General features: G+C 71.2%; 11 protein-coding genes. 3 read left to right on the forward strand and 8 right to left on the reverse strand.

Annotated elements, in window-relative coordinates; all coding sequences use genetic code 11:
* A partial coding sequence (locus ABZT18_RS28750; RefSeq protein WP_355252917.1) for an ABC transporter permease occupies window positions 1–2,586 on the reverse strand: 2,586 nt, incomplete at its 3' end.
* The gene (locus ABZT18_RS28755) at window positions 2,583–3,341 is read right to left on the reverse strand and encodes an ABC transporter ATP-binding protein (RefSeq protein WP_354991915.1); all 759 of its coding nucleotides are present in this window, start codon (window positions 3,339–3,341) and stop codon (window positions 2,583–2,585) included. The genes ABZT18_RS28750 and ABZT18_RS28755, both read right to left, overlap by 4 nt.
* A gap of 146 nt (window positions 3,342–3,487) precedes the next feature.
* Here ABZT18_RS28755 and ABZT18_RS28760 point away from each other — a divergent pair, with 146 nt between their 5' ends.
* The 3 genes from ABZT18_RS28760 to sthA all read left to right on the forward strand — a co-directional run bounded on the left by ABZT18_RS28760 (window position 3,488) and on the right by sthA (window position 6,917).
* A complete protein-coding gene (locus tag ABZT18_RS28760) occupies window positions 3,488–4,690 on the forward strand; it encodes a histidine kinase (protein ID WP_354991916.1) in 1,203 nt (400 codons plus the stop codon).
* Window positions 4,687–5,325, forward strand: coding sequence for a response regulator transcription factor (locus tag ABZT18_RS28765; RefSeq protein ID WP_354991917.1), 639 nt, complete (start codon window positions 4,687–4,689; stop codon window positions 5,323–5,325). Before ABZT18_RS28760 ends, ABZT18_RS28765 begins: the two co-directional genes overlap by 4 nt.
* 188 nt (window positions 5,326–5,513) lie before the next feature.
* Window positions 5,514–6,917, forward strand: a complete 1,404-nt coding sequence (sthA, locus tag ABZT18_RS28770; RefSeq protein WP_354991918.1) for a Si-specific NAD(P)(+) transhydrogenase — start codon at window positions 5,514–5,516, stop codon at window positions 6,915–6,917.
* A 5-nt stretch (window positions 6,918–6,922) separates the two neighbouring features.
* Here sthA and ABZT18_RS28775 read toward each other — a convergent pair whose 3' ends face one another.
* The 6 genes from ABZT18_RS28775 to ABZT18_RS28800 all read right to left on the reverse strand — a co-directional run bounded on the left by ABZT18_RS28775 (window position 6,923) and on the right by ABZT18_RS28800 (window position 14,771).
* The gene (locus ABZT18_RS28775; protein ID WP_354991919.1) at window positions 6,923–7,093 is read right to left on the reverse strand and encodes a hypothetical protein; all 171 of its coding nucleotides are present in this window, start codon (window positions 7,091–7,093) and stop codon (window positions 6,923–6,925) included.
* Window positions 7,094–7,245: 152 nt separating this feature from the next.
* Window positions 7,246–8,655 carry an endo-1,4-beta-xylanase gene (locus tag ABZT18_RS28780; protein ID WP_354991920.1) on the reverse strand — a complete coding sequence of 470 codons (1,410 nt, stop codon included), beginning with the start codon at window positions 8,653–8,655 and terminating at the stop codon, window positions 7,246–7,248.
* A gap of 39 nt (window positions 8,656–8,694) precedes the next feature.
* Window positions 8,695–10,053: a PHB depolymerase family esterase gene (locus tag ABZT18_RS28785; protein WP_354991921.1), complete on the reverse strand. Its 1,359-nt coding sequence runs from the start codon at window positions 10,051–10,053 to the stop codon at window positions 8,695–8,697.
* A 328-nt stretch (window positions 10,054–10,381) separates the two neighbouring features.
* The gene (locus tag ABZT18_RS28790) at window positions 10,382–12,550 is read right to left on the reverse strand and encodes an alpha-glucuronidase (RefSeq protein ID WP_355252920.1); all 2,169 of its coding nucleotides are present in this window, start codon (window positions 12,548–12,550) and stop codon (window positions 10,382–10,384) included.
* A complete protein-coding gene (locus tag ABZT18_RS28795; protein WP_355252923.1) occupies window positions 12,547–13,233 on the reverse strand; it encodes a DUF624 domain-containing protein in 687 nt (228 codons plus the stop codon). The genes ABZT18_RS28790 and ABZT18_RS28795 overlap by 4 nt, the downstream gene beginning before the upstream one ends.
* Window positions 13,230–14,771, reverse strand: a complete 1,542-nt coding sequence (locus ABZT18_RS28800) for a xylan 1,4-beta-xylosidase (RefSeq protein WP_354991924.1) — start codon at window positions 14,769–14,771, stop codon at window positions 13,230–13,232. The genes ABZT18_RS28795 and ABZT18_RS28800 overlap by 4 nt, the downstream gene beginning before the upstream one ends.
* Window positions 14,772–14,862 lie beyond the last annotated feature (91 nt).

The raw sequence follows: 14,862 nt of genomic DNA on the forward strand, positions 1-14,862 counted from the left end.
GTCTGCCCGGAGTGCGGCCAGCACGCGCGACTCAGCGCCCCGGAACGCCTGCGCCAACTCGTCGACCCGGGCCACCACCGGGCTGACCCGTGACGCCCGCCGGGCCGGCAGGACCCCGGCCAACGCGGTCAGCACGACCAGCGTCACGAAGAGCCCGACGAGTGGCAGCACCGGCACGGTCAGCGGTGCGTTGATCCCCAGCGTCTGGACCGCCAACCAGGCGTACGGGACGCCGAGCAGCAGGCCGAGGGTCGCACCGATCACCCCGTAGAGGCCGGACTCGGCGGTCAGCATGGTGCGCAGGCCGGTCCGGGACAGGCCGATCGCACGGAGCAGCCCGGATTCGCGTACCCGCTCCACCACCGAGAGCGCGGTCGTGGACCCCACGCCGACGACCGCGATCAGCACAGTCAGGCTGACCAGACCGGCCGCGATCCAGACCAGGGTGCGTACCACCTCGTCGTTGCGGTCCCGTTCGTCGGCGAGCACGGCGAGGCCCACCCCGTCGCTGCCCCCGATCGCCTGCCGCAGTGCCTGCACGCCGGCGGTGCGACCGTCCTCGCCGGAGCCGGCCGCGTCGGCCAGCAGACCGGTGTACGCCGCCGGCACACCGAGCCGGTCCAGGTCGGCGGGGTCGGTGAGGATGCCCGCGTGCAGCGGTCCGTCGCCGGGCAGGACCGCGGCCACCCGCACGTCGACCCGGCGCGCGGCGCGGGCGAGCGTGACGGTGTCGCCGGCCCGCAGACCGGTGTCCCGGGCAACCCAGCTGTTGAGCACGATCCGGCCGGGGCCACGATCAGCCAAGGTGCCCTGCGCAACGTCCAGGTCACCGGTGGTCGGCAAGGTCTTCAGGTCCAGGTCATTGGTTGCGTAACCGGACTCGACGTCGCCGAGCCTGTCGACACCGCGCATCAGCGTGACGTCGTCGATCCGCCGGTACGGCACCACGCGGGCCAGCGCGCCGCGCGCAGCCTCGGCCCGGGTCACGACAGCCGTCGGCAGCGTTCCACCGTTGCTGGTGACCTCGAAGTCGGTCGGTGCCGAGAGCGCCATCTCGCGGTCGACGAGGACCTGAATCGACGCGCCGCCGACGACCACCCCGGAGATCAGGGTCACGCCGAGCGCGACCACGACGGAGACCGCCGCCGCCCGGCGCGGTGCCCCGCCGATCACGCCGACCGACATCCGCCCGAGCGGCCCGAGCTGGCGCAGCGGCCAACCCACCACGGCCAGCACCGGACGCACCAGCAGCGGCCCGAGGGCCACCAGCGCGAAGAACGCCAGTGCGCCGGACCCGACCAGCAGGAGCAGTGGCCCGGTCGGGTCGTACATCAGCTGTTCCGGCTCCGGCAGTTGGCTGACCGTCGCGACGGCGGTCAGGACTGCGCCGGCGACCAGGAGCAGCCCGAACACCAGGCGCAGGATCCCGATGCCGCGCCGGCCGGCGGTGGTGCTCGCCGTGCGCAGTGCCTCCAGCGGGGAGACCCGGGCGGCCGAGAGTGCCGGCGCCAGGACGGCCAGCACGGTGATCACGACGGCGCCGATCACCACCGCGACCGCCGCCGCCAGTGGCAGGCCCGGCGACGAGACCGCGTGGCCGGTGGAGCGCAGGATCGCCGGCAGCGCGTATCCGAGGGCGAGGGCACTGGCGACCCCGACGACGCCGGCGACCAGCCCGGTCAGGGCTCCCTCGGCGGTCAACGCCCCGACCAGGGTGCCCCGACTCGCGCCGACCGCGCGCAGCAGTGCGAGCTGTCGCATCCGCTGGGCGAAGACGATGCGGAAGGTCGAGGTGACCACCAGCGCCGCCGCGGCGACCGCGATCGAGACGAACATGCCGACCAGGATGAAGAGTTGCCCGACCTCCTCGGCCACCGCGTTGGCCTCCGCCTGGCGCACCTCGGCGCCGGAGCGGATCGGCTGGCCGGCCGAGACCGCTGCGGTCACCCGCTGGCGGATGGCCTCGGTCGACTCGCCGGGGGCCACCCGCACGTCGACGCGCTCCACGGCGCTCAGGTGCGCCCAGGAGGTCACGACCCCGTCCGGGGCGTACGCGTCGTAGCCGGCGTCGGCGCCGGGCTCGACCACGCCCGTCACGGTGAGCCGGGCGGGCGTGGTGAGTTCACCACCCGTGCCGTTGGTCGTGGTGCCGACCGAGAGCCCGAGCCGCTCGGCGGTACGCGGGGTGATCGCGATTTCGCCGGGCTGGTCCGGGTAGCTGCCCTCGATCACCCGGACCGTGGCCAGCGGACCGCTACCGGGATCGGCCTGCAGGTTGAGGTACCCCTCGCCGAGGGACACCCCGATCGCCATCCGGCCCACCGCCTCGGCCACACCGGGCACGGCGCGGACGTGCGCCAACTCCGTCACGGTGGGTGGGGGCTGGTCCTGCGTGCCGATCACCAGGTCGGTGGCGGCCGGGGTGCTGCTGAGGTTGTCCCGAACGGTCCGTTCGGTGACCCGCTGCACCAGCACGGTGCCGAAGACGACGAAGGACGCGACCAGGATCGCCAGGCCCGTCAGGATCAGCCGGCCGGGCCGCCGGGCCGCCGCGCTCGTCTGGGTACGCAGCACTGTCGCCCTCATGCGCGGGCCGCCAGATCACGCAGCGCGTCGGTGACCGACACCTGGTCTGGCTTGTCGATCTCGCCGGCGACCCGGCCGTCGGCGAGCAACACCACCCGGTCGGCGTACGCGGCGGCGATCGGGTCGTGGGTGACCATGACGACGGTCTGGCCGAGGTCGCGTACCGAGTCACGCAGGATGGTGAGCACCTCCGCGCCGGAGCGCGAGTCGAGGTTGCCGGTCGGCTCGTCGGCGAAGACCACCTCGGGCCGCGCCACCAGAGCCCGGGCCAGCGCCACCCGCTGCTGCTGGCCGCCGGAGAGCTCGCTGGGCCGGTGGCCCAGGCGCTGGCCGAGCCCCAACACGTCGACCAGGTGCGCGAGGAGGTCAGCGTCGGGCTGCCGGCCGGCGAGATCCAGCGGCAGGGTGATGTTCTGCGCGGCGGTGAGCTGCGGCAGCAGGTTGAAGGACTGGAAGACGAACCCGATCCGCTCCCGGCGTACCCGGGTCAGCGTCCGGTCCGACTGGCCCGTCAGCTCCGTCCCGCCGAGCAGGACGCGGCCGGAGGTGGCCGTGTCGAGGCCGGCGAGGCAGTGCATCAGGGTCGACTTGCCTGATCCGGAGGATCCCATGATCGCGGTGAACTCGGCCCGGCCGAAGCCGACCGAGACCCCGTCCAGGGCACGGACCGCGGTGTCGCCGCTGCCGTACACCTTCACCAGGTCGACCGCGGCGACCGCGGCGTGGCTGGTCTCCGGCGGGGCGTGGGTTGTCATCGTTCCTCCAGGGGCTGCGTTGTGACTGGGGAAGCGTCGCTGCCGCCGGCCGGTGGGCGCATCGGCCCGGGGCCAGGTATCGCCGGCGCGGGGTCTGTCTTTCGGCTGATCTGTCATCTCCACCCGGCTGGCTACGCTGGGTCACGATGAACACGCCGCGATTCTCGAGATGGTGGGTACGCCTGGGCCAGCTCGCCGGCCTGGCGGCCATGGCCCTGCTCGGTCTCTTCGACCTGTCCTTCGGCCTGGTCGGGGGGGTCGGCCAGGCCTGGGCCCTGCTCGCCCTGATTCGGGTAGGGCTGGCCCTGGCGACCGCGCTGGTCTGGCTGCCGGTGCACCGGCAGGGTTCCCGGCGATTGCCGTTGGCGGCACTCCTGGTCGGCACGGCCTCACTTACCGTGACCGTCGGTGTTGTCCTGCAGACCGTGGGTGGCACCGGTCCGATCGGCGGCAGCTGGGGGCTCGCCGAGTCCGCCGGGCTGCTGGCGGTGGTGTTCGTGGTGGCCCGACGGGGCTCGCCCCGGCTCGCGCCGTGGGCGGCGGTGGTCGCCGCGCTCGCCGCCGCCGCGCTGCCGCTGCGTGCCGGCACCGAGAACGTCTACGTGATCTTCGGGTTGCTCCAGGCACTCGCCGCGGTCGGCGCCGCCGGGGTCGGGATCTACCTGCGTGTGGTCGCCTCCGGGCGGGACCGGACGATCGCGCTGGTCCGGGCCGAGCAACGCGCCGAGTTCGCCCGGGATCTGCACGATTTCATCGCCCACCACGTGACCGGCATCGTGGTGCAGGCGCAGGGTGCCCGGTTCGTCGCCGAGCAGGACCCGCAGCGGGTGATCGTCGCTCTGGAGCAGATCGAGCGCGCGGGCGCCGAGACGATGGCGTCGATGCGGCGGATGGTCGGTGTCCTGCGCAATCCGGACGCACCGCCGGACGCACCGCTGGCCCCGCTGGCCGGCGTGGCCGATCTGGCGCCGTTGCTGGAAGGCCACAACGGCGCGACGCACGCGCCGGCCCGGCTGCACGTCGACGGCGACCTGGGCGGGCTGCCGGTGGAGGTCTCGACCTCGGCGTACCGGGTGGTGATGGAGGGGCTGACCAACACCCGCCAGCACGCACCGGACGCCCGGTCCGTGAACGTGTCCGTGCGCCGTACCCCGGACTGGCTGCTGGTACGGGTGGCCGACGACGGCGCGACGCCGCGCACCGCGCCGGCCCGGGGGCACGGCTTCGGCCTGATCGGCCTCACCGAGCGGGTACGCGCGCTCGGCGGCACGATCACCGCCGGGCCCGGCGTCGCCGGCGGCTGGGTGCTCGACGCGGCGCTGCCGCTGCACCCGGCTGTGGTCCGATGATCCGGGTACTGATCGCCGACGACCAGGCGATGGTCCGAACCGGCTTCGGCATGATCATCGGGGCGCAACCCGACATGGAGGTGGTCGGCGAGGCCGCCGACGGAGTCGTCGCGGTCGAGCTGGCCCGGCGACTACGCCCGGACGTGGTGCTGCTGGACATCCGGATGCCCCGCCTCGACGGCCTCGAAGCGCTGCGGCTGCTCGCCGGGCCGGGCGTCGCCGACCCGATCCGGGTCGTCGTGGTGACGACCTTCGACCTCGACGAGTACGTGCACACCGCGCTGTCCAACGGCGCCTGCGGCTTCCTGCTCAAGGACTCCGGCCCCGCGCTGCTCGTGGAGGCGGTCCGCGCGGCCGTGTCCGGCGACGCGTTGATCAGCCCGTCCATCACGGTACGGCTGTTGGAGCACCTCAGCCCGCTCGCTCCGGCCCGGGACGACGCCGGGCTGTCACCGCGGGAACTCGACGTCGTGAAGCTCGTCGCCCGGGGTCTGACCAACGCCGAGATCGCCGCCCAGCTCTTCATCGCCGTCGGCACGGTCAAGACCCACCTGGCCAGCGTGCAGATGAAGCTCAGGGCCCGAAACCGGGTCGAGATCGCCGCGTGGGCCTGGAAACGCCGCCTCGTCGGTTAGGACCATCCGGCACACGCCCGATGCGGCCTCATTGGACACTCTGGTCGGCCTTCCCCACTGACCGGCCGGAGGTGGTCGACGGCAGTACCGCTACCTGCGGTGCGCAGCGGCACCTGCCTGGTGGCGGACGAGTAACGCTCACTGCCGGGGTCTGGCGCCCGTGGCGACATCTTGCGACGCTAGCGGTTGTGTATGACTACGACCTGTTGGTGCTGGGCTCCGGACCCAGTGGTCAGAAGGCCGCGATCGCCGCCGCCAAGCTCGGCAGGCGGGTCGGCATCGTGGACCGCCGCGACATGATCGGTGGGGTGTGCATCAACACCGGCACCGTCCCCTCCAAGACGCTGCGCGAGGCCGTTCTCTATCTGACCGGGCTGAGCCAGCGGGACCTCTACGGCAGCAGCTACCGGGTCAAGGACGAGATCACGGTCAGCGACCTGGCCGCCCGCACCCAGCACGTGATCGCCCGGCAGACCGACGTCATCCGCAACCAGCTCGCCCGCAACCGGGTCGCGATGATTACCGGGACCGGGCGCTTCGCGGACGCGCACTCGATCTGGGTCGACGGCGGCTCCGGTCGCGAGTCCAGGGTGACCTTCGACAAAATCATCATCGCCGCGGGCACCCGCCCGGCCCGTCCGGACAGCGTCGACTTCGACGACCGGACGATCGTGGACTCCGACGGCGTCATCAACCTCCAGGCCGTACCCCGCAGCATGGTGGTGGTCGGCGCCGGCGTGATCGGCATGGAGTACGCGTCCATGTTCGCGGCACTCGGCACCAAGGTGACCGTGGTGGAACGCCGCGACCGGATGCTCGACTTCTGCGACGAGGAGGTCGTCGAGTCGCTCAAGTACCACCTGCGCGACCTGTCCGTGGCGTTCCGCTTCGGCGAGGAGGTCGCCGCGGTGGAGAAGCACCAGACGGCGGCACTGTGCATCCTGAAGAGCGGCAAGAAGATCGTCGCGGACACCGTCATGTACTCGGCCGGCCGGCAGGGCCAGACCGATGACCTGGCCCTCGACGCGGCGGGGCTGGAGGCGGACCGACGGGGCCGGATCAAGGTCGACGCCAACTACCGGACCACGGTGGACAACATCTACGCGGTCGGCGACGTGATCGGCTTTCCCGCGCTCGCGTCCACCTCGATGGAGCAGGGCCGGCTGGCCGCGCAGCACGCCTGCGGCGAGCCGATCCGGGAGATGCACGGCCTGCAACCGATCGGCATCTACACGATCCCGGAGATCAGCTTCGTCGGGCAGACCGAGGCGCAGCTCACCGACACCTCCACCCCGTTCGAGGTGGGCATCGCCCGCTACCGGGAGCTGGCCCGCGGCCAGATCGTTGGCGACTCGTACGGCATGCTGAAACTGCTCGTCTCCCCCGACGACGGTCGGCTGCTCGGGGTGCACGTGTTCGGCACCGCCGCCACCGAGATCGTCCATATCGGGCAGGCGGTGATCGGCTGCGGCGGCACGATCGATTACCTGGTCGACGCGGTGTTCAACTACCCGACGCTGGCCGAGGCGTACAAGGTGGCCGCCCTGGACGCCTCCAACAAGATTCGCAACATCACCCGCATCGACGGCTGAGCCGTTCACCGGGGCGTCGCGGCAAACTCGGCAACCAGGTACGAGCGGTAGGTGATCACTGCGGGAACCGTCACGTTCAACCTGCCCGGGGTCGTGGTCAGCACCTCCTCGTAGCCGAGCAGCGCACCCGAGTCAGCCAGGACATCACACCCGACCGAGCCGCCGTCCGGAGTCACACGCCCGCGTCGATCATGGACTCGTGGTGGGCAGCATGACCGCTTTCACGGCTATTGCGGGGCACCACAACTCCATGATCGACGCAGCAGGGGTGGGGTGGGTGGGGTGGGCCGGTGCGGGGGTGGGTTGCGCCTCCGCACCGGCCTTTGGGTCAGCCTGCCGAGCAGGTGGGGCTCAGGCTGCCGGCGGTGCCGTTGGCCTGGAAGCCGTACTCGGTGGACTGTCCGGCGCCGACCTGGCCGTTGTAGGCCACGTTCGTCCAGTTCGTCGTGCCGGTGTTACCGCTGCGGTTGGCGCTCCAGGCGTTGGTGACCGTCGCGCCCGACGGCAACGCGATCGTCACCGTCCAGCCGTTGAGAGCCGACGAGCCGGCCGTCACCCGTACGTTCGCCACGAAGCCGCCGGTCCACTGGTTCACCGTCACCGTCGCGGTGCAGCCGCCGCTGGGCGGCGGGGTCGTGGGCGGAGGAGTCGTGGGCGGCGGGGTCGTCGGCGGAGGGGTCGTGGGCGGCGGGGTCGTGGGCGGAGGGGTCGTCGGAACCGGGGTGCCGCTGTTGAGTGCGGCGAGGACGGCGTCGTACGCCGGCTTCTTCGCGCCGCCGCTGGTGAACAGCAACGGGGTCTGCGAGGCCCGCCACGAGTCACTGTCCCGGATACCCCACACCGTGATCCCGTTGCACCGGGCAACCGCCAAACAGTCCTCCACCACACTGCGGTACGTGGCCGCCGACGCACCCTGAATGTCCAACTCGGTGACCTGCACATCCACACCGAGTGCGGCGAAACTCGACAACGTGGTCCGGTAGTTACTCACATACGGCGAGTCGTTGTTGAAGTGCGACTGAAAACCCACACAGTCAATCGGCACACCACGAGACTTGAAGTCCCGCACCATGTTGTAGACACCCTGCGTCTTCGCATGCGTCCAGTTGTCCGTGTTGTAGTCGTTGTAACAGAGCTTCGCGCCCGGATCCGCGGCACGCGCGGCCCGGAACGCCGCCTCGATCCAATCGTTACCCGTCCGCTGTAGGTTCGAGTCACGACGGGCACCGGAGCTGCCATCGGCGAACGCCTCGTTCACCACATCCCACGCCACGACCTGACCCCGGAAATGGGTCGCCACCTGCGTCACGTGATTGAGCATCGCCTGCCGCAACGCACTACCACTCATGTTCTGCATCCACCCCGGCTGCTGGGAGTGCCAGGCCAGGGTGTGACCGCGCACGTTCATCCCCCGACTGCGCGCGTGGTTCACGATCTGCTCCGCCGCGCCGTAGCTGAACTGGCCCTGCTGCGGCTCGGTGGCGTCAATCTTCATCTCGTTCTCAGGCGTCACCATGTTGAACTCACGGTTCAGGATCGTGGTGTACGCGCTGTCCGACAACCTGCCCGCCGCGACCGCCGTACCGAAATACCGACCCTTCTCGGCAGCGGACGCGCCGAGCGTGGTGCCGGCGGAGGCGGGTCCCATCGAGAACAGCGCCATGCCGGCGGCGAGGGCACCCGCGCCGGCCAGCGCGACAGCGGCTCTCGATGCCGCCTTCCATCTCGCGTTTCTCATCGTGCGACTCCTTCTGTGGTGGTGGGGTGGGAAGGGAGATCAGGAAATCGAGCAGGCCGCACCGTTCAGTGCGAACGACAAGGGTTTCCCGGTGCCGCCGCCATGGGTGGCCTGGAATCCGATGTCGACCGACGTGTTCGGGGCGATGGTGGCGTTGTAGGAGACATTGCGGGCGGTGACCGCACCGCTCGTCGGGGCGTACTGGGCGTTCCAGCCGTTGGTGATGCTCTGGCCGCTGGGCAGCGTGAAGGTCAGCGCCCACCCGTTCACGGCGGCGGTGCCGGTGTTGGTGATGGTCACGCTCGCGGTGAGGCCGGTGTTCCAGGCGTTGACCGTGTACCCGATCCGACAGGCGCCCGCGCTGGGCGGCGGAGTCGTCGGGGGCGGCGTGGTCGGCGGCGGAGTCGTCGGAGGCGGCGTTGTCGGGGGCGGAGTCGTGGGCGGTGGGGTTGTCGGCGGCGGAGTCGTCGGAGGCGGCGTGGTGCCGTCCAGGCCGAAGAAGCGGATCACCTGTGCGGCGTCGACCGGCAGGTTGTGCGAGACACCCTGCATGCTGATCGCCTCGACCGGCGCCATCGGGCCGTTGCTGCCGTACCGGGTACGGGTGTAACCGGACTGTGGGGAGTCGGTGTACGTCGGGGTCTGGCTCAGCCCGTGCACGTTGGTCCACTGCTTGACCTGCTCACCGAAGTTCGGGTAGCGCAGCGTCTCATCGTTGGTGCCGTGCCAGATCTGCATCCGGGGTCGTCGGCCGGTGTAGCCGGGGTACGCCGCGCGGACCAGGTCCCCCCACTGCTGAGCGGTCTTGATGAGCTGGCCGTTCGCGCACTCGCTGTTCCACTCCGAGCTGCCGCCGGTGGCGAAGCAACTGAAGGGCACCCCGGCGAAGGACGCCCCCGCCGCGAACACGTCCGGGTAGTCGCCCAGCATGACGTTGGTCATCATCGCCCCGGACGAGGTGCCGGTGACGAAAACCCGGTCGGGGTCGGTGGCGTACCGCTGCCGCACGTAGTCGACCATCGCCATGAGCCCGACCGGGTCGCTGCCCCCGCCGCGGCGCAGCGCCTGCGGCGAGGCCACGTCCCAGCACTTGCTGCTGCGGGTTGCCGACGGGTAGATCACGATGAACCCGTACCGGTCCGCGAGGGACGCGTACTGGGTGCCGGAGTGGAACGCCGGACCCGTTCCGGTGCAGTAGTGCAGGGCGAGCAGGACCGCCGGTCGGGACGCCACCCGGTCCGGAACGTACAGGTGCATCTGCAGATTGGTGGGGTTGGTGCCGAAGTTGGTCACCTGCGTGAGCGTTGCCGCCGACGCGGGCGTGGCGAACGTCAACGCGGCGGCGGCCAACGTCACGGCCGCCATGACGGCGCCAAGCATTCTTGCCTTCAGTCTCATTGTCGCGATCCCTCGGGAAAAAGGCGCGTGGAAGGGGACTTAAGTCGAGGACTGCCCTTCGCCCGACCCTGACCGCGGCTCGCGTGACCATGCCAGCTTCAATCGAGCGAACTCGATTGTCAAGACTTCCGGAAACCTTTCGCTGCAACGGATTCGGCGGCCACCTGCACGCCAATGGGCATCGACTGGCATCGTCGCCGGTGAAGGGCCGGGCGTTATTATCGGGACGTTCTCGAAACGTGCCGGACTTCCACATCCCTCGCGCGCCACCCGCTGAGACCGCCCACGGACGTCACTGTCGAGGGGCACCGTCCTCGGGCTTGCCGATTCAGTAGATACGCCGCCCCCGCGCGTCCGGCACCCCGGACTTGCGGAAGAAGTACGTGTTGATCTGGTCCCGCCATTCGGTGGCACACCGCACCTGCTCGTCGAGGCGTTCGGCCACCCGTTCGTACACGGCCGGATCAATCATCCCGTTCAGCGTCTGCCAGCGCTGCCGCATCGCCGTCACCTCCTCGACGCCCGCGAAGTGGGTGTCGTAGATGTGCTGAATGACGGTCGACCCGTTCCGCAGCACGTGCCCGTACGGCACATGGTGGAAGAAGAGCAGCAGTTCGTCGGGGCAGGTCTCGGTCGACTCGTACGCCTCCGCCCAGTACGCGGGGTACTGGCCGGCGAACCCGGTGCCCGACGCCCGGCTGCGGTCCACGCCCACCCCGTCGCGGTCGGCGAAGTGGTAGGTGCCCCACCGCGTGTACTCGTAACCGTCGATGCCGGGGCCGTAGTGGTCGCCGGGGTGAACCATGAAGCCGACACCCAGCGGGGCGGTGTACCGCTCGTAGGTGCGCCAGGAGTCGTCCATGATGTCGTGCAGCGTCCGACCCACCAGCTCCGGGGCCACGGTCGCCGACGGCGGGAAGGTCAGCCCGATCCACTCGTCGAGGACCGCCCGCGGATCCAGCCGGGGATCCCAGGCGAGCCGCCCGAACGTGTACAGGTTGGCCTGCGCCAACGGGTGCCCGGTCCAGAAGAGGTCGTCACCCACGTTGGCCACCGCGACCAGGCCACCGCCCTCGCCCGACTCCCCCGCGGCCACGTCCGCGATCGTCCGCCCGCCCGGCCCCCAGGGCGCGAACCGCAGCACCTCACCCCACCATGGGCCGAGGTGGCAGACGTGTCGCTGCTGGCCGGTGTACTCCTGGGTGACCTGTAACTCCACCGCCAGCCGAGTCGCCGGCATCGCGGCGATCACCGGGGAGACCGGCTCACGCACCTGGAAGTCCACCGGGCCGAACTTCACCTGCACGACCACGTTGGATCGGAACCGCCCGTCGAGCGGGGCGAAGTGGTCGTACGCGGCTCGCGCCCGGTCGGTGGAGCGGTTCCGCCAGTCCTGGTGATGGTTGTAGACGAACGCCCGCCAGTGCACCACTCCCCCGTGTGGGGCGAGTGCGTCCGCCAGCACGTTCGCCCCGTCGGCGTGGTCACGCCCGTAGGTGAACGGGCCGGGCTGCCCCTCCGAGTCGGCCTTCACCACGTAGCCGCCGAAGTCCGGGATGCGCTCGTACACGTTCCGGGTGGTCGTGGCCCACCAGGCCCGCACCGCCCCGTCCACCGGGTCCGCGGTCGGCAGGCCACCGAGGACCACCGGCGCGGCGAAGGTGACCGACAGGTGCACCCGGATGCCGTACGGGCGCAGCACGTCCGCGATCTCGGCCACGTCCCCGAGCCGGTCGGTGAGCAGCAGCGCCTCCGTCCGCGCCACGTTGACGTTGTTCACCGAGATCGCGTTGACGCCGCTCGCGGCCAGTAGCCGCCCGTACTCCCGGACCCGGGCCAGGTCGCCACGCGGCCGGCCATCGTGCCAGAAGATCGAGCCGCCCGCGTACCCCCGTTCGACCTGGCCCATCACCGGGTGCACGGCCACGTTGTCCCAGTGGTTCAGCATCCGCCGGCGCAGCGCTGGCCGCTGCCGTTCCGGCGGGCGCGCCGGGTCGAAGGCCGCCGCACCGAGCCGGACCAGGTGGAACAGGCCGTACAGCAGACCGGCGGGCGCGTCGGCCAGCACCACCGTCACCTCGTCCGCCCGGGCCAGCAGGAACCCCTCGTCGCCGAGCGTTTCACCGTCGCCGACCTCCGTCAGCGCCGCCTCCCCTGCCGCCCGTGCCGCCTCCACGGTCGGGCTCGGCAGTTGCGCCGCACCACGCAGGGCGAGCACCAGGTCGACGTCCACGTCCCAGGAGGGGGAATGCCACACCCGCCCGCCGTAGCGCACGCAGGCACGCGTGACCTCGTCGACGACGGTGTCGACGAGCAACCCGTGACCGTGTACGAGAACGCGCCGAGCGCCGAGCGCCCAGAACGCCTCCGGTGGCAGCCAGGCCGCGTGTACGCGCGGCTCATCGGTGCCCACCGGCTCCTCGATGACGTCCTCGGGCCACTGTTCCGGATCGTCGTCACCCTCGAAGGGCACCCTGGCGGTGACGGGCAGGCTCACGCGGTGAACTCCTTCCGAATCAGGTCGACCATCGGGTCGCTGATGCGGAGGAACGCCAGGACCGCGATCGAACCGAGCATCGCCAGCACCGCCTCGGAGAAGACCGCGGTGATCCCGGTCGCCGCGGCCAGCAGCAGGGCGTTGCCGACGGTGACACCGGGGGTACGCACGAGGAAGTGCACGGCCAGCCGGAGCACGTCCCGGGTGCGGAAGTCGAACAGCGAGGTGATCACCAGAGCGTTGGCCGCGCAGAGCGTCACCCCCACTCCGATCAGGACCAGCGGCACCGACCACCAACCCGAAAGTCCGATCGCGCCCCGGTAGGCGAGGTTCACGGCGAGCACGGTCAGCCACAGCAGCGTCGGCACCCAGACGCGCAGCACGCCGGACAGGTTGGCCCGGTACCCGCGCCAGAACAGGGCGGCGGGCCGCAGGTCGGTCAGGTCGGGGCGTTGGCGGCGCAGGGCGTACAGGGCGGCGGAGATCGCGGGGCCGAGCGGTACCAGGAACAGCGCGACCAGCGGCAGGTTGCTGGGGTCGCGGCCCAGCAGCAGCAGCGGGAGCAGGCCGGGCAGGGTGGTGAGCAGGAGCAGCAGCTCGACCGCGAGCAGGATGTAGACGCGGGAGGTGATCCGCGACAGTGGCCCGTCGCCGAATTGTCGCCAGGCATGGGTGGCGCTCACGGTTGCTCCTTCCGGTCGGTGCCGACCGGAAGGCCGAGCAGGCGGTCGGCGTTCCACCACGGCGGGGTTTCGTCCACCACCGCGCTCAGTTCGAGGAGGGTGACCTCGTGCCGGCTGAGGGTGAGGTCCACCTCGACCCGGCCGGCGGTGACCGGCAGGGCGCGGTGGGTCCGGGCCGGCTCGGCGGCCTCCCGCAGCGCGTCGAGCTGTCGGGCCCGGGGTGAACGGGGACGTCCCATCTCGGCCCAGGCCGCCCACGCGTTGCCCGCCTCCTCGCTGACCGACGAGCGGAGCAGGAACGCCGACGTCGTACCGGGCGGGCCGAGCGGGATCGACAGGGCCAACGGGTGCCGGTCGGGCACCGGTGACAGGCCGGTTTCGTCCACCGGCGCCCACGCCAGCACGGCGACGCGCCCGTCGGGGTGGCGGGTGACCAGGTGGTCGTCGCCGCGCGCCAGTACCTCGTCGCCGAGGCGGGCCATGAAGGCGTACAGGTGGTAGGTGGGTTTCTTGATCTGGCGGTGGGTGAGCAGGCCGAACCCGCCGTGGAACAGCGCGGCGGGCACCCCCTCCTCCTCGAACATGTCGCTGAAGGTCCAGTACGAGAAGGAGTCGACCAGGTCGCCGCCGGCGGCCAGCACGGGTGCCAGGTACGCGGCGTGGAACGCGGTGTCGTGGATCGGGTTGTCCGTGCGGTAGGACGAGTTGAACTCGGTGATGTGCACCGGCAGGTCCGCCAGCGGGGTGCCGGCCAGGTGCCGGCGCGGCGCGGCGAACTGGGTGAGCAGCTCCGTCGCCGGTGCGAGGGTCTGGTGGGTGCCGAACGGCACGTGCTGGGCGGGCCCCGAGGTGTACGCGTGCCGGCTGACGAAGTCGACTGGCACCTGGCGGTCGGTGACGAACTCGGCGAAGGGCATCAGCCAGTCGTCCGCCCCCGGGGAGATCGCCGGGCCGCCGACCTGCAACGACGCGTCGACCTCCTTGACGGCGAGCGCGCTCACCTCGTACAGGCGGTGGTACGCGTCGCGGTCGGCGCCCTGCCAGAAGGGCACCAGGTTCGGCTCGTTCCACACCTCGATCGGCCAGCCGCGCACCTCGTCGAGCCCGTAGCGGTCCACCAGGTGCGCGACCGTGGCGCGGACCAGGTCCGCCCACTCGGTGAAGGATCGGGGCGGCGTGACGTTGCCTCGCCACCAGAACACCGTCTGGTCACCGGAGGCGAGGCCCGACGGCATGAACCCCAGCTCGACGAACGGTCGGATGCCCAGCTCAAGGTACGCGTCGACGACCTGGTCGACGTAGGTGAACGAGTGGTGCACCCGGCGCTCACCCGCGTGCTCGTAGGGGCGGTGCACGCCGACGCCGTCGCTGAGCAGGCCGTGCCCACGGATGTGCCGGAAGCCGATGTCGCGCTGGATGAGCGCCAGTGAGTCCTGGTAGTCCCGGCGCAGGGCCAACTCGAAACGGCCGGTGCCGACACAGTGGCGCCAGGCGTCGGTGAGGCGGCCGGTGGGCTGGTCGGGAACGGTGATGCGCATTGCTGTCCTCTGGGTCGTCCTGCCCGACGGCGGGCGGGTCGTGCGCGCCGCACCGGCCGGTGGTAGTCGGGACGTCCGGTCGGGCCGCGAT

The organism is Micromonospora sp. NPDC005291 (assembly GCF_040607415.1).
GTDB lineage: Bacteria > Actinomycetota > Actinomycetes > Mycobacteriales > Micromonosporaceae > Micromonospora.